Here is a 25,138-nt window from a genome sequence, read left to right on the forward strand (position 1 = left end):
TTTGTTTCTTTTGAAATCTTAGTCATAAAAAATACCTCCAAAGCTAAAGTTTTTACTTTAACTTTGGGGGTATAGGTCAGTGTCTTGACGTACTGCAACCTGTTATTTAGTTAAGGGGCAAGAAAGTGGCTTATTGAAGTAAATGAAATCGCCATTTCCCCAAATTCCGTTGATTATGTATATCATTGTGATCAATTTTTAACTATACTAAAGGCAGTATGAACGATTAGGGGGAGTGAAGTTTTGATTGATAAACGCTTATTTAATCTACCAGGGATGAGACGATATGTCATCATTCTTGGAATTCTGGTTTTTCTGCAGGCGATTGCGATTATTATTCAAGCCAGATATTTGTCGATTGCAATTGTTAATTTGTGGAACCTCATGCCAATCGGTTCGATCATTTTGCCAACCAGTATTTTTACGGTTGCCTTTTTGGGTCGCCATTTATTGACGGTGTGGCAGAACCGGGTGCTATTTCCATTTGTTGAAAAAACAAGTGGTGATATGCGTGAAAATCTGATGGCAAAGATCTTTCGGTTAGGCCCGGCAGAAATTGACAAACAGGGGACTGGAAACATCGTCACAATGGCATTGGAAGGAATTGATCAAGTTCAAACTTATTTGATGCTAGTTATTATCAAGATGTTGGACATGTCGATCACACCATGGTTAATTTTGATTTATATTTTATTTATTCGCTGGGAACAAGCTCTTTTTCTATTGATCATTTTTCCGGTTATTATTTTATTTATGGTGATTTTAGGCTTAGCTGCTCAAAGCAAGGCTGATCGCCAATATGAAGGTTATCAGCACTTGTCAAATCACTTTGTTGATACGTTGCGGGGGCTTTCAACCCTGAAGCAGTTGGGCCTCTCCAAGCGATATGCCAACAATGTCTATTCAGTTAGTGAATCTTATCGAACTGAAACCATGTTCACGCTAAGAATTGCGTTGACCTCAACGTTTGCTTTGGATTTTTTCACAACGTTATCTATCGCGGTCGTTGCTGTTTTCCTTGGGTTTGATTTACTGGATGGCAAAGTTATGCTGTTGCCAGCGCTAACAATTTTAGTGCTTGCCCCAGAATATTTTCTGCCAATTCGTAACTTTGCCAATGACTATCACGCAACCTTAAATGGGAAAAATGCGATGTCTGCCGTTCTGGATGTACTGCATCAACCGGAAATGAAACAACGGGATGAATTACCTGATTTCAAGTGGAGTCAAGACTCAATCCTCACACTGGATCACGTCAATTTTACCTATCCCGAAACGACCCAACCTGCATTAAAAGAGATTTCAGTGACAATCAAAGGGATGAAAAAGATTGGCATCATTGGCGCCTCGGGCTCTGGAAAATCGACGTTGATTAACTTAATTGGAGGGTTCTTATCTCCTGATAAGCCCGATCAAGTTGCGATTGACGGTCACAAGTTACCTCATTTGGATCAGGCGGCATGGCAGAGAAATTTCTTGTACATCCCACAGAATCCTTATTTGTTCCACGCAACTTTAGCTGACAATATTTCGTTTTATGTGGATAATGCGTCAAAACAGTCGATTGAGGACGCTGCCCATCGAGCTGGCTTGGTTGAATGGATAAAAACATTGCCAGCAGGTCTTGATACTATGATTGGTGAGGGTGCGCGAACGGTGAGCGGCGGTCAGTCCCAACGAATTGCACTGGCGCGGGCATTCCTAGATACTGATCGAAAAGTTTTACTGTTTGACGAGCCCACTGCTCATTTGGATATCGAAACTGAAGCGGCATTAAAAACCGATATTCTACCAGTCTTCAATGACCACTTGGTATTCTTCGCAACCCATCGCCTTCATTGGATTGGTGAAATGGATTACGTGCTCGTCATGGATCACGGCAAATTGGTCGAACAGGGAACGCCTGCAGAACTTGCCCATAAGAATGGCGATTATGTTAAATTGCGTTCAGAAATGGAGGCGTCCGACCTATGAAAGGATTAAGAGAAACGTTTGCCAATGACACGTGGGTAATGCCCTATTTGAGAAAGTATAAGGGCCTATTAATTTTGGTTCTGTTTCTAGGACTTATGACTTTCTTCTCAGGTGGAGCGTTGATGTTCAACTCCGGCTACCTGATTAGTGAGGCCGCTAGACAGCCCTCAAGCATCATTTATATTTATGTACCCGTTGTTTTGGCCAGGGCATTTGGAATTGCCAGGCCAACATTTAGGTACATTGAGCGGCTAACGAGTCACAACTGGGTTCTCAAAATCGTTTCTGATTTCAGAAAGAAACTTTATCAAACAGTCGAGCGCAAAGCTTCGGCGATTCAACGATCGCATCAGACCGGTGATATTTTGAGTATTCTGGCAGATGATATTGAGCATATTGAGAATCTTTATCTAAGAACCGTTTTCCCAATGGTAATTGGCTGGCTGTTGTACTTGTTCATTGTCATTGGGGTCGGCTCACTGAATTGGGTGGTTGGCTTATTGATGTTGCTGTTACTAGGGGTCATCGTAATTGTGCTGCCCCTTGCCTCTGTGGCAACCAACGGCGTTCGCGAGTATCGACAACATCAGATTCAACATGAATTCTATACCAACTTAACGGATGAAGTGCTCGGATTGGGTGACTGGCTAATTTCTGGCAGATATGACGATTTCATCAATCTGCAAAAAAAGCCGATTAAAGAAATTGCTCAACTGCGAAAGAAAGACCATTACTTCCAGTGGTGGCGCTCGTTCTTTGTCCAATTTGTCGTCTTATTAACGACCATTACGCTATTGATCTGGGCAGCCAACTCGTTCACTGCGACTAAATCGTTGGCAAACTGGGTTGCGGCGTTTGCGTTGGCCATTTTTCCGGCGGTTTCACCATTCCTCAATATGAGTCAGGGACTTTCGGAGTGGCCGGTTTATCGACGCTCAATTGAGCGGGTCAACCAACTTGATACGGATCAACCTGCAAAGGTCGACCAAAATCAGCTGGAGGGTGATTTTAAAGAATTAAAAATCGCCAACATGACATTTAAATATCCGGATGGTGATCGAAACATCGTCAATGACATTTCAATGACGATCCATCCCGGTGAAAAGGTTGCTTTACTAGGACCTAGTGGAACAGGAAAGAGCACCTTCTTAAAGTTACTGGTCGGGGATCTGATTCCTAACGACGGCCAAATATTGGCTAATGGTAAGGATGTTTCATCTTTGCAGAAAGTTCGTTCATCGCTATTTGGCATCTTGGATCAGCAGCCATACTTGTTTGATACAACTGTTATGAATAATGTTCGATTGGGTAATACAAATGCAACGGATGATGAAATCAAAGACGCGATCGCTGCGGTTGGTTTAAAAGATTTGATTGAATCATTACCAGACCAGTATGATACTGAAGTTCAAGAAGCTGGTAAACGATTCTCAGGCGGTGAACGGCAACGGTTGTCTTTGGCAAGAATTTTGCTGCAGGATGCGCCAATTATCATTTTGGATGAACCAACAGTCAGTTTGGACCCAATTACCGAGAAGAAATTATTAGATCAAGTGTTTGACTTGCTCCACAATAAAACGATTATTTGGGTTACTCACCATTTGGCAGGAATTGCCCACGTCGACCAAGTACGATTCTTGGAAAATGGGCGCTTTGATATGCAGGGAACCCCTCAGGAATTGTATCAGCAAGAGCCAAGGTTCAGGCAGCTGTACGATTTAGACAGAGGGAAGTAAAGAGTACTGCCAAAGCAGCTTGAAGTCGAAGCATTGATTCTATGTGTTTTTTTGAATTCACTTTCAATCTGCCTGGCAATCATTGTTTTGAATGGGGTTAAGACGCAGCTTGCGAAATTCAATATTTCCTGTATGATGGTTCATAGTTCAAATTTATATGGATGATCATTAAAGGAGTTAAAATGCAAAAACAGTCTCACTCATTCAGTCGTTATCTGATCGTCGGCATTGTGGGGATCATTGCTTTAAGTATCCTCACGGTTATCACGGCTAGTGCCCCCAGCCACTTAACTGACACGAACGCTTCTGCCAATACCCGCACGAAAAAAACTGCGAACATTCACTTAACTAAACGTGAAAAAAAGGTCGCTGGCAAGTACAAGTTGACGAAGCTGCAAACTCGAACAGCATCGAAAACGCCGATCACCGCCATTGGGGACTCCGTGATGTTGGATGTCAAGCCCAATATTAAGCAAGCTTTCCGCCATAGTGTTGTGAACGGTTCGGTTGGCCGCCAGTTCTATTCGTTACCTAAAATTGTTCGGGACCTCAAAGCTCATGGCCATCTGGGCAAATATATCGTTATCAACTTAGGAACAAATGGACCGCCAACTCAAGTAGATATCGATTCGGTCCTGAAAACGGTTAGTCAAAAACGGCAGATCTTTTGGATTAATACCAGAGTTCCCCGTCATTGGCAAGCAACAACCAATCGGCTAATTTCTAAAAATGCTAAAAAACATGCTAATGTACACGTGTCAATTGGTATAAAGCCAGTAAAGGTCACTCTGGCTGGTTTGCCAGTGACCGGGTTCATGTTGATTTGACCGGGGCCCGTTACTATACCCGCGAATTGGTGAGGAAAGTTTCAGATGTCTTGAATTGATGTTTCAAAAATTCGAGATGGGGACGAAAGGCAAATTGATCCCAGAATTTAAATGAAAAAAGTAATGCATTCTGGTTTTGAAATGCATTACTTTTTTTGCTTAAATTCTGGGATCTGCCGTTTGTCGCAAATTTTATCAATATAAGAATGGCAAGGATTGCTCGTTTGCTACAAATCTTGTCGGGGCGGATACAAATTAACGGCATATGTTGGTTATTCAACGAGCTTTGCCAATTCTTCGAATGCAATTGGCAAGGTTTTATCGTCACCCAGGTCAGTAAAATGATGTCCATGGGGAACTAACACATATTTGGCGTGTAAATGGCGGGCCATTGTCAGGGTGTACTGATAAGGTACGCTTGGGTCATCCATTGCGGAAATAACGGTGACTTTCCGAATTTTGGGGAGGACGTTGGAATAGTCGACCGGATGTTCGGTGAAGCCGTCTAGTTCCGGAATCGTCCAAATGGGCTCATCAAATCCAGAAACTAACAGAACGTTGATATGGTGAATGTCGTGGGCTTCCAGGTAATGCAGTACTTGAATGCAACCCAAACTGTGACCAACCAACGTTATGCCGTCTTGGGATTTGATGGTTTGGTCACAATAGTTATTCCACGCGGAAACTGTGGGGTGGTAGGAATCTGGAAAATTCAGCTTCTTAAATGGAATTCCTAAGTTTTCTTCAACTTGGGTTTCAAGCCATGGGAACCAGTGGTCTGCCGCAAATGATGTGTAACCATGGAACATATATACAGTTGATCCTGACATAATTTCACCTGAATTCACGATTATTGATCTCTTGAGAGAAGTAATTGGGTCAGCGCTTTCAAGTCAACTTTGGCTTGTTGGTCGGGCAATTGAGAAATCAGATCCAACGCCTCTGATGTCAACTGATGAGCAATCTCAAGTGACTTTGCGACCCCACCGGATTCAATCACGAGGCGCTGGATTTCTGAGATGTCCAAGGGGAGTAGCTGCTGTTTCTTTGCCAGTAATGGCTTTAGTGCTTTGGTTTGTTGATTGGCTAAAATGAGCGGTAGGGTATAGACACCAGATTGAAGATCTTCCAAAACCGGCTTGCGGGTCTTCTTCGTGTTGCCTTGATAATCTAAAACATCATCCAGAATTTGATAGGCCTGACCAATCTTCAAGCCAATCTCGCCGCCGAGTGTCACAAGCTGAGTCGGTGCGTTGGTCAAAATAGCTCCCTGTTGAAAACTCAATTTGAATAGTTCCGCTGTCTTGCCGGTAATTTCATGAAAATAATCGGCTTTGCTCATTTTTGGGTTATAATTATAGCTCATTTGATCCAGTTCACCGTTCAAAATAGTTTGCATGGCCTCAACGTGGCGTTGCATGTTTTTTGGATCTTGCGTAGCCTTTAAGACCTCGGTGAAGTAACATGTAAATAGATAGTCTCCAGCGTAGATGGCATTTTTTTGACCGAATTCAGTGTGAACTGTCGCAACCCCTCTACGAATAGGAGATTGGTCAATCACATCGTCGTGAATCAGGGTCGCCACATGAAGTAGTTCTAGAGCGGCAGCACCAGATCGGAGTGTTTTGGGATCGGTTGGCTGACCAAACTCAGAAAATAGATAGAAAAATCCAGGCCGGAGGAGCTTTCCACTTGCTTTAAGCAATTGTAAAACTTTATGATGAATAGGTTGGTTATTGAGACTGACTGCTGTTAACAGGTAAGGCTGCAAATCAGCTAATTTTGTTTGAATGTGTGGGAATTGACGCCAGAGTTGATGAACCATGAGATACCTCAATCTTTAACGAATTTTAACTACAACATCTAAGATACAAATTCAACGGGCAGTTGTCAATTGAACAACGCGCCAAGTTTGAATTTAAGGAGTGAGAGAATTGCCCGATTTTGTTCAAACCTTTATGGATCGGAAAGCTGCTTTAGTCCAAGCACTTGGTCAACATTTGGCCATTTCATTTTGGGCGTTGTTAATTGCGGTGGTCATTGCGATTCCAGTAGCTATTTGGGTCCGCCGGTATCCCAAGGTGGCTCAGGTAATCCTGCAGCTGACCGGTGTCTTGCAGACAATTCCATCCCTAGCTTTATTGGGATTATTGATTCCGTTTGCTGGGATCGGAACGGTTCCGGCTATCATTGCATTGGTGGTGTACGCATTGCTGCCAATCTTTCAAAATACATATGTCGGCCTTACTGAGATTGATCCATCGACAGAAGAGGCTGCGGATGCCATGGGGATGTCACGTTCGCGAAAATTATTTCGAGTTGAGCTGCCAATGGCGATGCCAATTATCATTTCAGGAATTCGTACCTCGATGGTGCTGATTATCGGCACCGCAACCCTTGCTGCCTTGATTGGTGCAGGTGGGCTTGGTAACTTTATTTTGTTGGGAATTGACCGCAACAATACCAGTTTGATTCTGATAGGGGCCATTTCGGCTGCTTTATTAGCGATTGTGATGTCTTATTTCATTACAATTTTGCAAAAAATGAAATTCAGAAATGTGGTGATCCTAATTGGCACAATTGTGGTCATTGGTGGTAGCTTTGCTGGCTACACGGCCGTTTCTCAACTTAATCAAAAAGTCGTCATCGCAGGTAAGCTAGGGGCTGAACCCGAAATCTTGATTAATATGTACAAGGATTTAATCACCGCTAAAGATCCAAGGCTGGACGTTGAACTCAAACCCAACTTTGGCAAGACGAGCTTTTTATTCAGTGCGTTAAAGAGCAATCAAATTAATATTTACCCTGAGTTTACCGGGACGGTGTTGGAGACGCTGACGCACTCGTCGGTCACGCCCAAGACCCCAGCGGCCATTTATCGTTTGGGAAAGCAACAGTTAGCACAACAAGATCATATGGCTTATTTGAAGCCAATGGCCTATAACAATACTTATGGCATCGCGGTTAAGGAGTCATTCGCCCAGCGATATCATCTCAAGACCATCGAAGATCTACAGCAGGTTCAAGGGAAATTAAAAGCCGGAATGAGCATGGAATTTATGGATCGAAAGGATGGCTTGAAATTGGTTGAACGCCGGTATCACATTAAGTTCCCAGTGAAAGGGATGGAGCCGGAACTGAGATACCGAGCGATTCACGATAATCAGATTAACCTGATCGATTGTTACTCGACGGACAGCGAATTACGTCAATATCATTTGACTGTCCTGCAAGATAACAAGCATGTTTTTCCGATCTATCAGGGGGCTCCGTTGATGACTCAAGATTTTGCCAAGAAGCATCCCCAAGCAGTTAGCAGCTTGAATAAGTTGGCTGGCAAAATTTCTGAGAGACAGATTCAGCAGATGAACTATGAAGTGAATGTGTTAGATCAATCTCCTGCAAGCGTGGCCCGTCATTATTTGGTCCAGCATCATTTGATAAAGGAGTGATTTGATGGTTGAACCTCTGATTGAATTTAAAAACGTTTTTAAAAAATTTGACGGCAAACCTGTCATCAAAGATCTAAACTTGAGGATTATGCCAGGAGAATTATTTGTGCTGGTTGGCAGCTCGGGTTCCGGTAAGACGACCACTTTGAAAATGATTAATCGTCTTCTGGAGAAAAGTTCTGGCACAATCACGGTCGCCGGCAGGCCAGTTGATGATTATTCATTGACTGACTTACGTTGGAAAATCGGTTATGTCTTGCAACAAATCGCCCTGTTTCCTACTATGACGGTTGCCAAAAACGTTTCTGTGGTACCGGACATGCAGCACGTGGCAAGTCGCCAGGTCCATGCAATGGTCGATAATCTCTTAACCGAGGTTGGTTTGGATAAAGGCTTTCGGAATCGAATGCCCGGTGAACTTTCTGGCGGTCAGCAGCAACGAGTTGGTATTATTCGGGCACTAGCGGGTAAACCACCCATTATTTTGATGGATGAACCATTCAGCGCATTGGACCCATTGGCCAGAGAATCACTGCAGAAATTAATTTTGAAGTTACATACCAAATATCAAAACACCATCGTCTTTGTCACTCATGACATGGATGAAGCGCTAAAGCTCGGTGATCGGATTGGAATTATGAAGAATGGTCGCTTGCTACAGGTTGATACGCCCAAAGATATTACTAATAATCCTGCAAACAAGTTTGTGGCGGACTTTTTCAGTCATAATCGATACTCTGATTTGAATAAAATCCTTGTCAATCAAGTGATAGAGGCAGGCTTTATGGTTGCTCGACGGAGTGATGACCAGGCTCGATCGGCTCCAAGCATTGAGCAAATGTCAAATTTAAAAGAAGTATTGAGATTATTAGCTTCCGCACCCTTAGTTCGGATTATCGATGGGAGCGGCAAAACCGTGGGATATTTTGATAATGAGAGTATCATTCGTTTCTTGAGTACAATTTGAGAGGAGAGATTCTGATGGTTGAAAAATATGATGTTGTGATCCTAGGCGGTGGGGTTGCCGGCGGTTCGCTGGCCCATGCATTACGGCGCCAAAAAAAGACGGTTGCAGTTGTGGAGAACAATCTGTTTGGCGGGACTTGCCCAAATCGGGGGTGTGATCCCAAGAAAATTTTACTTGCAGGTTTAGAAGTCACCCAGACGGTTGCCGATATGCAGGGTAATGGGATTTCTGGCCACGTCGAAGTGAACTGGCCGGACCTGATGCGGCATAAGCGGCAATATACCGATCCCATTTCGCACGCGACTCAGCACTCGTTAGCAGCCGATGGCATTGACACGTTTCATGAATCGGGACAATTCAACCAAGAAGGTCAGTTGCAAGCTGGTGACCATTTACTCGCAGCCGATAACTATGTGATTGCAACCGGGCAGCGACCACGACGGTTGGATATTCCGGGCAAAGAATACTTTAAGACGAGTACCGATTTCCTCAACTTAAACGAAATGCCAAAAGACGTGACGTTCATTGGCGGTGGCTATATTGGTTTTGAATTAGCCGGAATTGCTCACGCTGCCGGTGCCAAGGTCCATTTAATCCACCATAATGATCATCCCTTAAAGCAGTTTGATTCTCAGTTGGTGAAACAAGCCATCACGCACCTTGAAGATGAAGGAATTGATGTTCAACTGAATCAGACCGTTACGCAAATTGCCAAGATAGGTGAGCAATATGTCCTTTCAGGTGAGGATAACTTCAAGCTCCCAACCGATATGGTATTTTGTACGGCGGGGCGGATTCCAAACATTGATACAATTGGTTTAGACCAAGTCGGCGTTGATTATGATGGTCACGGTGTTAAAGTAAATGACTATTTGCAAACGACTAATGACAAGATTTTTGCAATGGGGGATGTTGTTAGCACCAAGCGGCCTAAGTTAACTCCGGTTGCAGGTTATGAGGCTGGTTATCTTGCAAATTACTTTGCTAAAAGTCGAGATAAGATTGCTTTTAAATCAATTCCAACGCTGGTGTTTGGACAACCATCACTCGCCCGGGTCGGCCTGCCTTCGAGCATTGCAACTGGTGACGATCACTATTTGTTGATAAGCAACGATATGACTGGTTGGTATAGCTATCATCGGTTGAATGAACCCTTGGCTAAAGCTAAAGTGGTTGTGGACCGAGAAAATGGTACGGTGGTTGGTGCAACGGTATTAAGCAATCATGCAGACGATTTAATTAATATTTTTACGCTCATGATTGATCAGCGCATGAAGATTGATGATTTTAATAAGGAAATCTTGGCTTATCCATCGTTGGCAAGTGATGTGACCTACTTAGTGTAGTTGCGCACGAAGCATCTAGGTTTTGGAATTGAAGGAACGTTCATTTGTACAGCGGTTAATTTATTATTAATCTTGGCCGTGATTATGAAATATCATCACTCTATATTCAGCAACATCCACCAGGCTTGTATCATTTAACGGACGATTTGGCCAATCAAAAACACCTCCAAAGTCAAGCTATCACATGACTTTGGAGGTGTTTTTGATTTTTGATAGATAGGCGTAAAATTAATTAGTGGGATAATTTAGAGTCTTCACCCGATCGTTCGCTCAATCTTAATTTGACTATTATGCAAGGTTTCGTCCGAAATTAGTGGCGTTACATTGTCGATACTGATCAGGGTTAAATGGTGCATTGCTCTAGTGATAATTGTGTAAAGGGTGCCTAATAAAGAGTTATCAGGATAATTTTTCTCAGAAGTATCCCAGGCAATCACCGAATCAAATTCCAACCCCTTTGCAAGATAAATTGGCAGCACGAGCACACCTTTGGGCAAAGTTCGGTCAGCGTCCTTTAAAAGGGTGGCATTGGTTTCACTGTGAATTTGATCGTAAAGTTGTTTGGCTTCCCGCATATTCTTTGTCAAAATAGCGACCGTTCCGTATTTTTCTCGTTGATTGTTAACAGTCTTGATGACCTGGCTGACAGCATCCTTGAAGTCCGCTGCAAGTATCAATTCAGGAATATCGCCATCTCGATTAAACGCCTCGATGTCGGCACCATTTGGCAAAATTGATTTAGCAAACGTGGTAATCGGAAATGTCGATCTGTATGACCGCATCAAACTGATTAATCGCGAATTGCGCACCTTAAATGCGGCACTCAAATTCTGCAGGATTTCCTCTGGCTGTTCGACGTCTTTAAACAGGGCTTGTTCACTGTCACCCAACAAAGTCCACTTTGTTTGGGGAAATGCGTAACGGAGATACTTTAACTGGGCAATGGAGTAGTCTTGCATTTCATCAACAAATAAATATTTCATGGTATTATTCTGGCCGCTGTTGCAAATGTAATCGCGCATGTACAACAATGGGGCGCAATCGTCCAACTTGATTGAATGGAATTCAATGGCATCATTAAATTCATCGATAGCTTGTTGCCATTTGGGCTGCTGGATATTCTGCGGTAAGGCAACCGTCGCAAGGAAATCGGCATACTGCAGATATGCATCTAAAAAGTTATCGTTGAAGATGGCATCGTAAACAACCCTTAATCGGTCAGTGACAATCTTTTGAGCAATGAAGAACCGTTCGTCATCTTCGTTTTGGAATTGACCCAGGGATTTTCCTGCCAGTAAATCGTGATATTTTTCGTCACTGAGTTGATCAATTTCATCATTGACCCAGTCTTCCTGAGTTTCTTTGTTAATCCTGCGTTTAAGCCGCTTGATTAATTCGTTCTTAGTTTGTAAATAGCGCTCAGAAACTTTGGCTGCTTTTGGAAAACTATCAAAAATTGAGCGGATTTCTCGCTTACTGAAGAAGACCGCTTCGTTAAAAATAATGTCACTGAAGTAAATGTGACTAGCGGATAAATGATCGCAATATTCTTTAGCTTCATCCATGAACTTTGCGGACTCCTTAAAGTTGCGAATATTTCGCTGTTGGGTGGTTAGTTGACCATCAGTTTCATAACGTTCAAACAGACTTTGAACATTTAAGCCTTTTAATCGATTATCAATAAATTCGTCAAAGGTGACTTGGCGCATATTCCGTTCTCCCAAACTGGGAAGGACTTCCGAGATATAGTGACTGAACAGCTTATTTGGTGAGAATAAAATAATTTGATCAGCTTCTAAAGTGTCGCGGCTGTGATAGAGTAAAAACGCAATTCGTTGAAGAATTGCAGAGGTCTTACCCGATCCGGCAACCCCTTGGACAACCAGTAAGTTGCTCTTGGTGTCTCGGATGATGTCGTTTTGTTCATGCTGAATGGTGGCAACAATATTCTGCATGTAGTCGTCATTTTGAGCCCCTAATGCCGATTGGAGCATCTCATCGCCAACAGTCTCGTTGGTATCAAACATGTTGCGGATGTTGCCATTGACAATCTGAAATTGGCGCTTTTTCTTCAACGTCGTTTCCTGTTCGCCCATTGGCGTTTCGTAAGCGACTCTACCTAAAGTACCATTATAGTAAATACTGGAAATGGGTGCCCGCCAATCATACACGAGAAATTCACCATCGGCGTTTTCAAATGAGGCGATCCCAATATAAAGTTGTTCTTCATCCGGTTCGTCATCATCTTGAATATCAATTCGACCAAAGTAGGGTGATTTTTTCAAGTCATGGAGGGTCGATAATTGGGTTTTGAGGATACTTTCATTTTCTGTCAATCGGGAAACCAGGCCCCGTTGTTGTTGTAATTCAGCGCTGGTTTCGATTCGATCATCAACTTCAAAGTAGTTAACCGAAGTGTTATCGGAATAGTCCCGTTGGACCCGTTTTGTTTCTGAGTGGGCGCGGTCGTACTCTTGTTTGGTCGTTAAAATCTTTTGCTGAATTTTTGAAACGACTTGATCCACTCGTTGCTGTTCTTTTGCTTGTTCGTCGTTTTCCAAGAGAGGCCTCCATTTGTCCGTTACCTGATTCATCTTTAACTAAATGCTTGCACAATTTTAGATTGATTTTGGCGTCCTGTCAATCCAAGTGGCTTAAAGAATTAATGGAGATAATTATCTATTTAACAAGCCTTTACTTTTCGCCGATTTATCAGTAAAATTAACCTGTTATGAACAAGTCAGTAGATTTATCTCAAACAGGGAGGCTGCAGATGCTGAGAGCGGCTATGATGAATCGAATTGGAAATTAAAAGGGTGACCCCCGTATCGTCTAAAGAGGTGGCTAGACAGTGGCTGCAATTTAGGTGGTACCACGTTTAAGCGTCCTATTGTTAATTCAATAGGGCGTTTTTTGAAAGGATGAGAAATTTGGCAAAGAAAATTATTTTAACAGGTGATCGGCCAACTGGCAAATTACATATTGGTCATTACGTTGGCTCATTGAAGAACCGAGTGGAATTACAAAACTCTGGTGATTATGAAACATTCATCATGATTGCTGACATGCAGGCATTAACTGATAATGCCCGTGATCCAGAAAAGATTCGTCACAGCTTGATTCAAGTGGCATTGGATTATTTGGCCGTCGGCATTGACCCTAAAAAGTCAACGATTTTAGTTCAGTCTCAGATTCCGGCTTTACCAGAATTAACCCAACACTATTCTAATTTGGTGACAGTTTCCAGATTAAACCGAAATCCAACCGTTAAGAATGAAATCAAACAGAAGAACTTTGGTCAAAGTGTCCCAGTTGGCTTTGCAATGTATCCAATCAGCCAAGCTGCCGACATTACGGCCTTTAAAGCAACAACTGTTCCAGTGGGTGACGACCAAGAGCCTATGTTGGAACAAACCCGTGAAATTGTTCGCTCATTTAATTCGATTTATAAAGAAGACATTTTAGTTGAACCAGAGGGTTACTTCCCACCAAAAGGCATGGGTCGGATTCCTGGATTGGATGGGAACGCTAAGATGAGTAAGTCACTTGGCAATGCCATCTATTTATCAGATGACGAAGATACGATTCAGAAGAAAATTATGTCAATGTACACGGATCCCAACCATATTCACGTAGAAGATCCCGGCCAAGTGGAAGGCAATACGGTCTTTACTTACTTGGACATTTTTGATCCAGATAAGAAAAAGGTTGCCGAATTAAAGGAACAGTATAGTCACGGTGGCTTGGGTGATGTCAAAATCAAACGCTATCTCAATGAAGTGCTCCAAGCAGAATTGAAGCCAATCAGAGAACGTCGTAATCAGTATGCCAAAGATGAAGCGGGCGTTTATGACATTCTTAAAAAAGGCAGCGAGCATGCAAATGAGGTCGCTAACCAAACACTAAAAGAGGTTCGTGACGCTATTGGAATCAATTATTTTGATTAAAATATCCAGAAAGGGTGGCCGAAATGGAAAACCTGGTAATTTTGGATATTGGTTCCAATTCCGTAAGAATGGCGATTAACCAAATTTCTAATGACGGTTCCTACCGTGAAATTAAACGGATTAAAAGTGACAGCCGGCTATCTGAAGGGATGGGTAAAGGTAAAATTCTTCAGAAGGACGCAATGGATCGCACAATTAAATCATTGACTGATTTTAAACGGATTTATCTTAAGTATAATGCAAAAAAGGTCATTGGGATTGCGACAGCCGCTGTTCGACAAGCCAAGAATCAGGATGTCTTTTTAAAGGCTGTCCAACAACGGATCGGCATTGAGCTCCAAGTCCTGTCTGGTACGGAGGAAGCCTACTACGATTACCTCGGGGTGATTAACCGATTGGGTGCCCAAAATTGTCTTATTTTAGACATTGGCGGGGCCAGCTGTGAACTGATCCGTGTCAGTCATGGTCAAAGTAAAAACCTGACGAGTATCCCGATTGGCGCCGTTAACCTCACAGAACGTTATCATCTTGAAGATGCGATTTCAGGCGCAAATTTATTTAATGCGCAATTTAATATTCGCAAGCTCTATTCCAAAATTAAATGGTTAAGCCGTTCCTACCATCAACCGTTAGTGTTGCTTGGCGGAGCGAACCGCACCCTGGCACGAATTAATCGCAAACGGCAACACATGACGCGAATTGATGCGATTCATGGCTACCATCTGACGGCGGAACAGGTTAACCGGACTTATCTGAACTTATTGCGCGGAAATGTGAATCAACGTAGGCAAATCCAAGGCTTGGAAAATGACCGTGCTGATATCATTGTCGGCGGTTTATTGCCACTCATTGTGCTAATGGATCGCGTGGATGCCAAAAAAGTATTATTTTCTGAAAGTGGTGTTCGCGAGGGCATTATTACTGAGTACGTCGAAAAAAATTATAATGTCCAATTGGATAAATAAAAGGCTGGCGTCGAGAGTTTTCTTGACCAGCTTTTTATGCCTTTTGAGAATCTATGGTGATATGATAAAGACAAAATGGGATCATTTTTACAAGAAAACATATCAGCAACGACTTGATTTAATTGCTGAGGAAGTGGGGTTATCAGCCAGTCGACTAAGCAGGCTGGTCAACGATTCAACAGTTCCCCAAAATCTGATTGAAAACTTTCTCACGGATTATCCACTTCCAGAAGGCGTTGTGACTAATTTGAAGGTCAACGGCCAGGAACATTTAGTGCCAATGGTAACGGAGGAACCGTCAGTGATTGCGGCTGCTAGCAATGGCAGCAAGTTATTGGCAAGCGGGGCTGGCATTAAAGCAGAAGTTGTCAGTCATCTCATTGGCGGCCAAATCGTCATCAAAGATTTTCCACTTGCTGAACTGACACAATTCGTTGATGAACATCGATTTGAACTATTTGCCGTTGCAAACGGTAGTCACCCCCACATTCTGCAGTATGGGGGCGGCGCTCAAAAGGTTGGCATTAGAAAGCTGGACGAGCACTTTACTTCTGTAGATTTAGCTGTCGATCCTGGTGAGGCAATGGGTGCCAACACGATTAATACCATGTTGGAAGCAGTTGCCGCTTGGCTGCAGCAAAAGTTGGCGGTGACCGTCACAATGGCCATTCTGACAAATTTTGAGGCTGAGCGGATCGTTCAAGTGAATGGAAACGTTCCTTTTTCTGCATTAGCCACCCAATCAATGTCAGGTGAAACCGTGGCTAAACGAATCGCAGATGCCAGTCGGATTGCTCAGATTGATCATTACCGAGCTGCGACTCACAATAAAGGCATCATGAACGGAATTGACGCCGCCGTGATTGCGTTTGGCAATGATTGGCGGGCCGTTGAGAGTGCCGCGCATTCATATGCCGCCAAAGATGGTCATTATCGCGGCCTCAGCCAATGGTCGATTTCAGCCACCGGCCTGGTGGGCCACTTGACGATTCCAATGCCAATCGGTTACGTTGGTGGGGCAACAAAGGTATTGCCACTGGCTAAAATCAACCAGCAGATTGCCCAAGTTCTTAATGTGCATGAAGAAATGAAAGTGATTGCTGCAGTCGGGCTCGCCCAGAATTTAGCGGCTTTAAAAGCGTTGGTTACTGACGGGATCCAAAAGGGGCACATGAATCTTCAACTTAACTCTTTAGCGATGGCCAATGGTGCAACTACGGAAGAACTCCCATTAGTGATCGATCGACTTAGAAAAATGAAGCAGCCAGATTCAACCGATGTGAAACAAATTTTAAGACAGTTAAGGAGATAATTATGGACAACAGTATTAATATCGAATTAAATGACCAGGTCCAAGACTTGATCAACGCCGTGAATAGTCTTTTCCCCGGTACAATTACCGTGACTTTTATTGGTAAATTACAATCCGGTTATGTCCGACATGATCAGGCTCAAGCAGTTCAAGATGGCAAAAATGTCATTATCCAAATTGCGGATTTAAGTGCTCCAAACTACACGGCATCACACGAATTGCTCCACTTATTAATGGTGTTGCGCGGCTTCCCACAAGTCTTTTACTCATTGACGACTGGGCAAGACAAGTTAGATGAGCAGTTAAAAATGATGGGGACTGAACTTTATGACATCGTTTCCCACTTTGTGGTTGTGTCTGAGCAGCGTAAGCATGGGTTGATCAACGACGATATTGAAGAAATGTACATGAAAGGCATTTATGCCACCATCAAGCCTGAGCCAGATCCTTTGGATGATGAAATGATGCTACGCCTGACAACGTTGCTGGATGCCATGGTCTTTTATGGTGACAAGTTATCAACGGTGGCGGATAAACTGAAAAAAGATTTCCCGGTTTCGTATGCGGCTGCCGAAAAGTTATACGCATTAATCACCGACAAACCAACGGACTCCCCGTTTGGGTTAAGACGAAATGTCGTGAAGTTATTCAAGGCCTTCGATGAGCAATTGAAAGACTGGGAATTGCCAGCACTTCATAATACGGAGTTTACGACATTGACGAGTGTGTTGTCGGAGCGCCAATTAGGGTTGAAAGTCAAACAATTGTTTGAAGTCTATCATTCTGAATTGATCGAAGTTAACAGTAACACCAAGGCTTATGTTGGCTTTAACCGGGTTGATGACCAAAATTCCTTTGTCATTGCCAATCCAAAGGGTGATCAAGACAATCCAGAATTCTTCAAAGATGTCTATGATAAAACTGTCAAAGAGTTGTTTGACGAGCTCAAAATGCCTTATATTATTAGACGGTAATTAAAAAAAATAGGAGGAATACAATGATTGATAAGAAAATTCAACAAGAATTTGACGATGCTAAAAAGATTGTGTTTCTAACTGGTGCAGGGGTTTCCACCGCTTCTGGAATTCCCGATTATCGCTCAAAAGGTGGGTTGTACACCAATGATAAATCTAATCGGCCAGCCGAATATTATTTGAGTTCAGACTGTTTAAGGGATGAACCCAAGGTCTTTTACCAGTATGAAAAGAAAAATATGTATTACCCGGATGCCAAACCAAATGTGATTCATGAGAAGCAGGCAGCCTTCACTCAACAGAAAGACGCCACTGTTGTTACCCAAAACATTGACAGCCTTTATCGAAAAGCCGGCACCCAAAATCTCATTGAATTTCATGGGAATCTGTATAACGTTTATTGCCAGAAATGTCGCAAGAAGGTTGATTATAAGGAATATCTAGCTAGCATGTATCATCGAAATTGTGGTGGTATCTTGCGGCCAGACATTGTGTTATACGGTGAAGGCTTAAATCCAAGTGCGATTTCTCAGAGTGTCAGTGCTGTGTCTAATGCTGATTTGATTGTCATCGTTGGTACCTCCATGCGGGTTTATCCGTTTGCAGGGTTAATCGATTATCGTTCTGCTAACGCAACTGTCTTAGCCATCAATGAAGAACAACTGAGCTTCTCATTTCCATTTACCATGATTAAAGAAAATGCGGTTGATTTCTTCAGGGATCTGAAAGTGAACGCTTAGGGCCGAGAAGGGGTGTAAATCTTGATCACAATTGGATTAACAACTTTTTCGGAGCATCCATCTCTGATTCATGAGAATCGAAAGCTTCGCCTAACTGAATATAGTGCCCACTTTCCGGTGGTTGAGTTGGATACCCCTTTTTACGCTGTTCCTAAAATTGAGGTCATTCAACATTGGCAACAGCAAGTGTCTGATAACTTTCAATTTGTTTTGAAAGCTAACCAAGTGATGACGTTGCATGATCAGGGTAGCGAAGATCCCATTGATAATCAGCAGCGATTAGTTGTTTTTAATGATTATAAACGGGCGGTGGCCCCATTGATGGCAGCTCATCAACTCAAAAGTGTGTTGTTTCAATTTCCGCCCTATTTTTCAAGAGGGGTTGCCGCCATCGAGTATTTGCGGCGGATCCATACTTTCATGGCGGGGTATCCCATCTCAGTGGAATTTCGTAATCCAAGCTGGTATGGACCTGAAATCACCCGAGATGTGGCTGGTTATCTCAAAGAACTTGGGATGAGCTTAGTGGCTGTAGACGAACCGCACACGACCAACATGGGGGTGCCCTTTGAACCGATTGTCACCAGCGACGAATTGTGTATTTTACGCCTCCATGGCCGCAACGTGAAGGGCTGGTCTGAACGATCAAAAGATTGGCGCAGTCAGCGAACATTATATCGGTATTCAACCGACGAACTTCAAGTTTTTGCCAACACGGTTCAAAAGTTGGCACAACAGACCAAAGAGGTTTGTGTGATCTTCAATAATAATTCCGGTGGTGATGCGGCCGACAATGCGCTGGAATTGCAGAAAATGCTGGGCATTTCGTTTAATGGGCTGTCACCGTTGCAAATGGATTTGTTTTAAAATGCAAATCCACAAGTGGGTATCAGTTGGAATAAATGAAGCTTTCACGCTGAAAATTGCATACAAGTCGGTTACACTTAGCTTGATGTCTTGGAGGATTGGATTTTTCACGGACTAAAGAATCCAGATTATGTTTGCATGTCCACAGATTGTGAAAGTGGGTCAAAACAAACCGTCATCCAGACGAGCTGATGTTCGTTGCAAAACTGCTTGTTTTCGCACGCTGTTGTTTGCTATACTTGATTGTAATTATTAAGATTATCAGTTTGGAAAAGAGGTACTTTCATGACAGAAAGTAAGCCAACATTTTATATTACGACACCAATTTATTATCCATCAGGAAGATTACATATTGGAAATTCTTATACCACCATTGCTTGTGACGCTGAAGCCCGTTATAAACGCGCCATGGGCTATGATGTGTTCTTCTTGACTGGGACCGATGAACACGGTCTAAAAATTGAACAAAAAGCTGAACAACTGGGGATGTCTCCTCAAGATTATGTTGATAAAATGGCTGCCACAATTAAGCAATTGTGGAAAAAGCTTGAAATTTCAAATACCAAATTTATTCGGACAACCGATGATTACCATGAAAAAGCAGTTGCTGACATTTTTCAGGAATTACTCGATAAAGGTGACATTTATTTAGGTGAATACACAGGTTGGTATTCTGTTTCTGACGAAGAGTACTTTACTGAAAGCCAACTCGCCGAAGTCTATCGTGATGATAATGGTAAAGTGATTGGCGGAAAGGCGCCGAGTGGTCACGAAGTCCAATTAGTTCACGAACAGTCTTACTTCTTCAAAATGAGTAAGTACGCAGATTGGCTACTCCAATACTATAAAGATCACCCTGATTTCATTCAGCCAGCAGCCCGGATGAACGAAATGATCAAGAACTTTATTGAGCCTGGGTTGGAAGACTTGGCAGTTTCACGGACAACTTTCAGCTGGGGTGTGCCTGTCAAATCGGATCCAAAGCACGTTGTCTATGTTTGGATTGATGCGCTAACCAACTATATCACTGCGCTTGGTTATGACGGAAAAGATGACAGCAACTTCAAGAAATATTGGCCTGCCAATGTTCAAATGGTTGGAAAAGAAATTGTCCGATTCCACACAATTTACTGGCCAATTATTTTACATGCGCTGGGATTACCATTGCCTAAGAAGGTCTTTGGTCACGGTTGGTTGTTAATGAAGAACGGCAAAATGTCCAAGTCAAAAGGCAATGTGATCTATCCTGAAACGTTAGTTGATCGTTATGGATTAGATGCGCTTCGTTATTATTTGCTGCGGGCAATGCCGTACGCCAATGATGGCCTCTTTACGCCTGAAGATTTTGTCGATCGTTTGAATTACGATTTGGCCAATGATCTGGGTAATTTACTTAACCGAACCGTTTCAATGATTAACAAGTATGAAGGTGGCGTTCTCCCTCAAGTCAAAGCAGGGGTTACCGATTTTGACAGCGATCTTGAAGATACTGCCGTTACTGTTATTGCTAATTACAAGGAACTGATGGACGACCTTCATTTTTCAGATGCATTAAGTGAAGTCTGGAAATTAGTTGCTCAGTCGAATAAGTATATTGATCAGACAGAGCCTTGGAATTTAGCCAAAAATCCCGATGATAAAGCGCAATTGGACTCAGTCATGGCTCATTTGGCTGCTAGCCTGCGAGTGATCGCTGAATTAGTAAGTCCAATCATGACCCATGCACCCCAAGAGATATTTACCCAACTCGGATTGACTGAAGAAATCGATTTGAAGAATCTTGATTTCATGGCACTTCCAGCCGGTGGTCAGACAGTTGCAAAGGGGACACCGATTTTCCCTCGGGTTGAAGTCGACGACGAAGTTAATTTCATCAAGGAACAGATGACCAAAACTGACAAGGCTAAGGGAAGATCTGCAATGAAAGCCGCTGCAGAAAGTCATTTTGATCCTGAAGAAACTAATCTTAACCTAACTAAAAAAGAAGTTCGGTTTGAGGCTTTCGAAAAGATTGAGTTGAAAGTCGCTGAAGTTAAGGATGTCAACAAGGTGGAAGGTGCTGATAAGCTGCTCCAATTCCGAATGGATGCCGGCGATGATGGTGACCGTCAAATCCTGTCAGGGATTGCTCAATGGTACCCTGATTTCAAGTCCTTAGTGGGCAAAAAAGTCATCATCGTTTCTAACTTGAAGCCGAGAAAGATGCGCGGTCAAGTCAGTCAAGGAATGTTGTTATCTGTTGAGGATAAAGATGGCAATGTTGAATTGGTCACGATCAACCCACACTTTGAAAACGGAATGACATTGGAATAGAAATCAAATGGGCCGGTTTTCAGATGTTTTGGAGACGGTCTGTTTTTGTTATTAACAATTTTGAGGTAGTTAAATGAAAATTTTTGATTCCCATACGCATTTAAACGATGAAACACTCTATCCGGAAGCGGCCAAGTATTTCAAGCATGCTCAGAACTTAGGGGTTGTTAAACTGGCAAACGTCGGCTCTAATCAGGCACTGAATGACCGCTCCTTAGAGCTGGCTGCTCACTATCCAGATATGTATTCAATCATTGGCTGGCACCCTGAAGATTCAATCTATTACCATGAAGAACAGGAAAAGTTGCTGATTGAACAGCTTCAAAGCCCTAAGGTTGTTGCGCTCGGTGAAATTGGTTTGGACTATCATCAAACGACTTCACCCCGGCACATTCAAAAAGAGGTCTTCAAACACCAGATTGACATTGCCAAACAGTTGCATTTACCAATTTCTGTCCACAACCGAGACGCCTTTGAGGATACTTATGACATTCTAAAAGAAATGGACGTTTCCGACATTCGAGGGGTCATGCACAGTTTTAATGGTGACTCGGAATGGCTGAAAAAGTTCCTCGACTTGGGGATGCTGGTCTCTTATAGTGGGGTTGCCAGTTTTAAGAAAACCAAAGAAATCCACGAGGCGGTTCGTCAGACCCCCTTTGATAGTATGTTGGTCGAGACCGATGCCCCTTATCTTGCACCGGAACCGTTGCGGGGCAAACAAAACGAGCCCGCCTATACCCTTTATACCGTGGAGGCAATTGCCCGCTTTTGTGATGTCAATCCAGAAGCGATCGCAGCCCACACTTACGAAAATACCTTGAAATTATTTGGAATTGAGGACAAATGAAAAAGATTAAAGAAGTCATCGTCGTTGAAGGCAAGGATGACACCAAAAGAATTCGTCAAGCAGTTGACGCCGACACAATTGAAACCCGTGGATCGGCCATTCCCCAAGAAACCCTGGATCTGATTTCCGAGCTGGCCAAAACTCGTGGCGTGATTGTGTTTACTGATCCCGATTTTTCGGGAGAAAAGATTCGTAAAACAATCGCAGCAGAAGTCCCAAATGTGAAGCATGCGTTTATTACCAAGAAGCAGGGCGTTCCGAACCGTTCTGTGGGTTCCTTGGGAGTTGAGCACGCCAGCGTTGAATCAATACGCCAGGCCCTTAGCCGGGTCTATACGGAGGATGATTCGGCTGCTGAACTCATTTCACGAGCCGAATTGATTCAAGACGGTTTGATGGGCAATCCAGATGCCAAACGACGACGAGAGAAGTTGGGTGAAATTTTAGGAATTGGCTATGTCAATGGCAAACAGCTGCAGCATCGCCTGCGAATGTTTGGTATCACGCATGACCAATTTCTGGCTGCCCTTAGACAAATTGATGGAGATAATAAAAATGACTGAATATCCTGCAATTGCCAGTCCTGCACGGACCCAGGCAATTTTGAACCGTTACCGGCTGTCTGCTAAAAAAAGCCTTGGCCAGAATTTCTTGGTTGATCTTAACATTTTGGGTAACATTGTTGAAGCTGCTGAAATTACCAGTGATGACGACGTGATTGAAATTGGCCCAGGAATCGGTGGGTTAACGGAGCAGTTAGCTAAGGCTGCCCATAAAGTCCTTGGTTTTGAAATCGATGAAAATCTTCTGCCCGTATTGCAAGAGACTTTGGCACCCTATGACAATATTGAAATTATTAACGAGGATATTCTGAAAGCAAATTTACCTCAAGTGGTTAAAGAACGGTTTACAGGGCATCATCCACTGAAAGTGGTTGCCAATCTGCCATATTATATTACGACGCCAATCGTGATGAATCTCTTGGCAGGGGAGCTTGAATTTGATGCCATTGTGGTCATGATGCAAAAAGAAGTTGCGGAAAGACTCACTGCTGTCCCAAGTACCAAGCCCTACGGTTCCCTGTCAGCGATTGTTCAAGAAATGAATAACGTTGAAATTTCATTTATTGTTCCCAGAACGGCGTTCATTCCTCAGCCAAACGTTGATTCCGCAATCGTTAAGCTCACCCAAAAAACAGCCAAGGAAACCGTTCCTTTTGATGAAAAAAGATTTGCAGGATTCGTCCGGGGATGCTTTATGCACCAACGAAAAACACTCTGGAATAATCTGTTAGGCTTTTTTGGCAAGACTGACGAAGCCAAGGGCGCCATTACTAAAGTGTTAACAGAGGTTCAAATTGATCCCGGTGCCCGTTCAGAACAGCTAACAATTGATCAGTTTGTCCAGTTAGCAAATGCCTTTCATGACAATGGTATCTTAAACTAATCTTTAAACTTTTGTAGTTGAAAGTGGAAGTTGTTTGTGGTAAAATTTGCGGTTTCATAACTCACGTGGTATAATGACTTATCGTGAGGTGATTTGGATGCCAGTTACGCTGTCAGTGATTAAGCATAAGATGGACGACCATATCGGTCAACACGTTTTGGTGACTTCGCAAATAGGTCGAAGGAAAACAACAAAACGTCATGGGATTTTGAAAGAAACTTTTCCAGCTGTGTTTGTTGTGGAGTTAGATCCAGGGAAATCTAGCTTTGAACGCGTTTCTTATAGCTATACCGATATTTTAACCAAGAATATTGAGGTAGATTTTGATGCCGTTCAAGTAAGCTAAGAGTTTGTATCAATCTTTTGGGGGCCGGATGGCCTTTTTATTTTGCCTTTTTTCGGGGATAGCCACTGACAACTAGACCATTATTTAGTATAATTTTGATAATAATAAGTAAATTGTAAGGGGGTGGCGCAGATGAAAATGATGGTTCGGGCTCCGGCAAAGCTGAACTTGGGCCTTGACACGCCATTTGCCCACTCTGACGGCGCGATTGAGTGGCGGATGGTTATGACTTCCATCGGCCTCAGCGACCACGTGCAGATTGAAACGACCACCTCCTCAAAAATTCAAATTATTTCTGATAGCGGCTTTTTACCCAATGATAAGCGAAACCTTGCTTATCAAGCAGCCCATTTGTTTTTGAAGCAGACTGGCGTCACCAGTGGCCTCAGCATTACAATCGAAAAGAACATTCCGGTCGCTGCCGGATTAGGCGGCGGTTCCTCAGATGCTGCTGCCGTTTTGCGGGGATTGAATGAAATGTTTGATACCCAACTCTCATTAGAGAAAATGGCAAAGTGGGGGCTTGCCATCGATTCTGATGTGCCATATTGTGTGTATGGAAGAACGGCGTTGGTGAGTGGTCGAGGAGAAATTGTGACCCCATTGCGGCCGCTACCCAAAATGTGGTTCGTGCTTGCCAAACCCAATGTCAGTGTGTCAACGCCGCGAATTTTACGCCGGTTGCGCTACACTCAAGTTGATCATCCCAACATTGAAGGCCTGCTTGAAGGCATTGAGCAATCAGATTACGCGCAAATTGTTGCTAATTTAGGGAACACATTGGAACCGATTACTGCCTCGAGTCATCCTCAGATTCAAGTGATCAAGGACCGCTTGTTAAAATATGGCGCGGATGGTTCTCAGATGAGCGGCAGTGGGCCGACAGTTTTTGGAGTTTGCCACAGTGAGTCCCGTGCTCGACGGATTTATAATAGTATTTCAGGATTTTGCCATGAAGTTTATGTTGCTCAGCCAACGTGTTGAGTAAAAAATAGGGTTGCACCAAAGCAGAATGGGTCGTTTTGGTTAAGCAACCCTTTAATTATGCATTTGCGGATTGACAAAATTGTGATTTA

The 25,138-nt window shown here is 43.1% G+C and carries 21 protein-coding genes; 18 read left to right on the forward strand and 3 right to left on the reverse strand.

Annotated elements, in window-relative coordinates; genetic code table 11:
* Window positions 1–243: 243 nt before the first annotated feature.
* The 3 genes from cydD (at window position 244) to KTE19_RS02625 (ending at window position 4,537) form a co-directional block, all read left to right on the forward strand.
* Window positions 244–1,974, forward strand: a complete 1,731-nt coding sequence (cydD, locus tag KTE19_RS02615; protein ID WP_217341554.1) for a thiol reductant ABC exporter subunit CydD — start codon at window positions 244–246, stop codon at window positions 1,972–1,974.
* Entirely contained in the window at window positions 1,971–3,710 is a 1,740-nt protein-coding gene (cydC, locus tag KTE19_RS02620; RefSeq protein WP_217341555.1) for a thiol reductant ABC exporter subunit CydC, read from the forward strand. Before cydD ends, cydC begins: the two co-directional genes overlap by 4 nt.
* A gap of 182 nt (window positions 3,711–3,892) precedes the next feature.
* Window positions 3,893–4,537: an SGNH/GDSL hydrolase family protein gene (locus KTE19_RS02625; RefSeq protein WP_249778564.1), complete on the forward strand. Its 645-nt coding sequence runs from the start codon at window positions 3,893–3,895 to the stop codon at window positions 4,535–4,537.
* A 272-nt stretch (window positions 4,538–4,809) separates the two neighbouring features.
* Here the strand turns inward: KTE19_RS02625 and KTE19_RS02630 are convergent, their stop codons facing one another.
* Both KTE19_RS02630 and KTE19_RS02635 read right to left on the reverse strand, forming a co-directional pair.
* Complete coding sequence (locus KTE19_RS02630) at window positions 4,810–5,367, reverse strand: RBBP9/YdeN family alpha/beta hydrolase (protein ID WP_217341571.1); 558 nt, start codon at window positions 5,365–5,367, stop codon at window positions 4,810–4,812.
* 20 nt (window positions 5,368–5,387) lie between these two features.
* Window positions 5,388–6,362, reverse strand: coding sequence for a polyprenyl synthetase family protein (locus tag KTE19_RS02635; protein WP_217162392.1), 975 nt, complete (start codon window positions 6,360–6,362; stop codon window positions 5,388–5,390).
* Between the two features lie 109 nt (window positions 6,363–6,471).
* On the opposite strand from KTE19_RS02635, the gene KTE19_RS02640 reads away from it, so the two are divergent.
* From KTE19_RS02640 to KTE19_RS02650, 3 genes are read left to right on the forward strand one after another with little or no spacing between them, the layout of a single operon-like run.
* Entirely contained in the window at window positions 6,472–7,989 is a 1,518-nt protein-coding gene (locus KTE19_RS02640; RefSeq protein WP_217341556.1) for an ABC transporter permease/substrate-binding protein, read from the forward strand.
* A gap of 4 nt (window positions 7,990–7,993) precedes the next feature.
* Entirely contained in the window at window positions 7,994–8,956 is a 963-nt protein-coding gene (locus KTE19_RS02645) for an ABC transporter ATP-binding protein (protein WP_217341557.1), read from the forward strand.
* Window positions 8,957–8,970: 14 nt separating this feature from the next.
* Window positions 8,971–10,302 carry a dihydrolipoyl dehydrogenase family protein gene (locus tag KTE19_RS02650; protein ID WP_217162386.1) on the forward strand — a complete coding sequence of 444 codons (1,332 nt, stop codon included), beginning with the start codon at window positions 8,971–8,973 and terminating at the stop codon, window positions 10,300–10,302.
* A gap of 254 nt (window positions 10,303–10,556) precedes the next feature.
* On the opposite strand, the gene helD is transcribed toward KTE19_RS02650, so the two are convergent.
* Window positions 10,557–12,863: an RNA polymerase recycling motor HelD gene (gene helD / locus KTE19_RS02655; RefSeq protein ID WP_217341558.1), complete on the reverse strand. Its 2,307-nt coding sequence runs from the start codon at window positions 12,861–12,863 to the stop codon at window positions 10,557–10,559.
* Between the two features lie 360 nt (window positions 12,864–13,223).
* Here helD and trpS point away from each other — a divergent pair, with 360 nt between their 5' ends.
* From trpS to ispE, 12 genes are all read left to right on the forward strand, one after another.
* Window positions 13,224–14,249 (forward strand): tryptophan--tRNA ligase, encoded by a 1,026-nt coding sequence (trpS, locus tag KTE19_RS02660; RefSeq protein WP_420843357.1) that lies wholly within the window; start codon window positions 13,224–13,226, stop codon window positions 14,247–14,249.
* 23 nt (window positions 14,250–14,272) lie between these two features.
* Window positions 14,273–15,214 (forward strand): Ppx/GppA family phosphatase, encoded by a 942-nt coding sequence (locus tag KTE19_RS02665; protein ID WP_217162381.1) that lies wholly within the window; start codon window positions 14,273–14,275, stop codon window positions 15,212–15,214.
* Between the two features lie 61 nt (window positions 15,215–15,275).
* Window positions 15,276–16,526: a hydroxymethylglutaryl-CoA reductase, degradative gene (locus KTE19_RS02670; RefSeq protein WP_217341559.1), complete on the forward strand. Its 1,251-nt coding sequence runs from the start codon at window positions 15,276–15,278 to the stop codon at window positions 16,524–16,526.
* Window positions 16,527–16,528: 2 nt separating this feature from the next.
* On the forward strand, window positions 16,529–17,500 hold the full coding sequence (locus KTE19_RS02675; protein WP_217162377.1) for an IpaB/EvcA family protein: 972 nt from the start codon (window positions 16,529–16,531) through the stop codon (window positions 17,498–17,500).
* 23 nt (window positions 17,501–17,523) lie between these two features.
* On the forward strand, window positions 17,524–18,240 hold the full coding sequence (locus KTE19_RS02680; protein WP_217162375.1) for an NAD-dependent protein deacylase: 717 nt from the start codon (window positions 17,524–17,526) through the stop codon (window positions 18,238–18,240).
* A 21-nt stretch (window positions 18,241–18,261) separates the two neighbouring features.
* A complete protein-coding gene (locus KTE19_RS02685) occupies window positions 18,262–19,107 on the forward strand; it encodes a DUF72 domain-containing protein (protein WP_217162373.1) in 846 nt (281 codons plus the stop codon).
* Between the two features lie 285 nt (window positions 19,108–19,392).
* Entirely contained in the window at window positions 19,393–21,420 is a 2,028-nt protein-coding gene (gene metG, locus KTE19_RS02690) for a methionine--tRNA ligase (protein ID WP_217341560.1), read from the forward strand.
* 73 nt (window positions 21,421–21,493) lie between these two features.
* Window positions 21,494–22,270 carry a TatD family hydrolase gene (locus KTE19_RS02695; RefSeq protein WP_217341561.1) on the forward strand — a complete coding sequence of 259 codons (777 nt, stop codon included), beginning with the start codon at window positions 21,494–21,496 and terminating at the stop codon, window positions 22,268–22,270.
* The gene (gene rnmV / locus KTE19_RS02700; RefSeq protein ID WP_054747265.1) at window positions 22,267–22,833 is read left to right on the forward strand and encodes a ribonuclease M5; all 567 of its coding nucleotides are present in this window, start codon (window positions 22,267–22,269) and stop codon (window positions 22,831–22,833) included. Before KTE19_RS02695 ends, rnmV begins: the two co-directional genes overlap by 4 nt.
* Entirely contained in the window at window positions 22,826–23,716 is an 891-nt protein-coding gene (gene rsmA / locus KTE19_RS02705; protein WP_217341562.1) for a 16S rRNA (adenine(1518)-N(6)/adenine(1519)-N(6))-dimethyltransferase RsmA, read from the forward strand. The genes rnmV and rsmA overlap by 8 nt, the downstream gene beginning before the upstream one ends.
* A 97-nt stretch (window positions 23,717–23,813) precedes the next feature.
* Complete coding sequence (locus tag KTE19_RS02710) at window positions 23,814–24,062, forward strand: Veg family protein (RefSeq protein WP_217341563.1); 249 nt, start codon at window positions 23,814–23,816, stop codon at window positions 24,060–24,062.
* A 132-nt stretch (window positions 24,063–24,194) separates the two neighbouring features.
* Window positions 24,195–25,046, forward strand: coding sequence for a 4-(cytidine 5'-diphospho)-2-C-methyl-D-erythritol kinase (gene ispE, locus KTE19_RS02715; RefSeq protein WP_217162364.1), 852 nt, complete (start codon window positions 24,195–24,197; stop codon window positions 25,044–25,046).
* Window positions 25,047–25,138 lie beyond the last annotated feature (92 nt).

Origin of the sequence: Lentilactobacillus dabitei (assembly GCF_019061365.1) — a bacterium.
Taxonomy (GTDB): domain Bacteria; phylum Bacillota; class Bacilli; order Lactobacillales; family Lactobacillaceae; genus Lentilactobacillus; species Lentilactobacillus dabitei.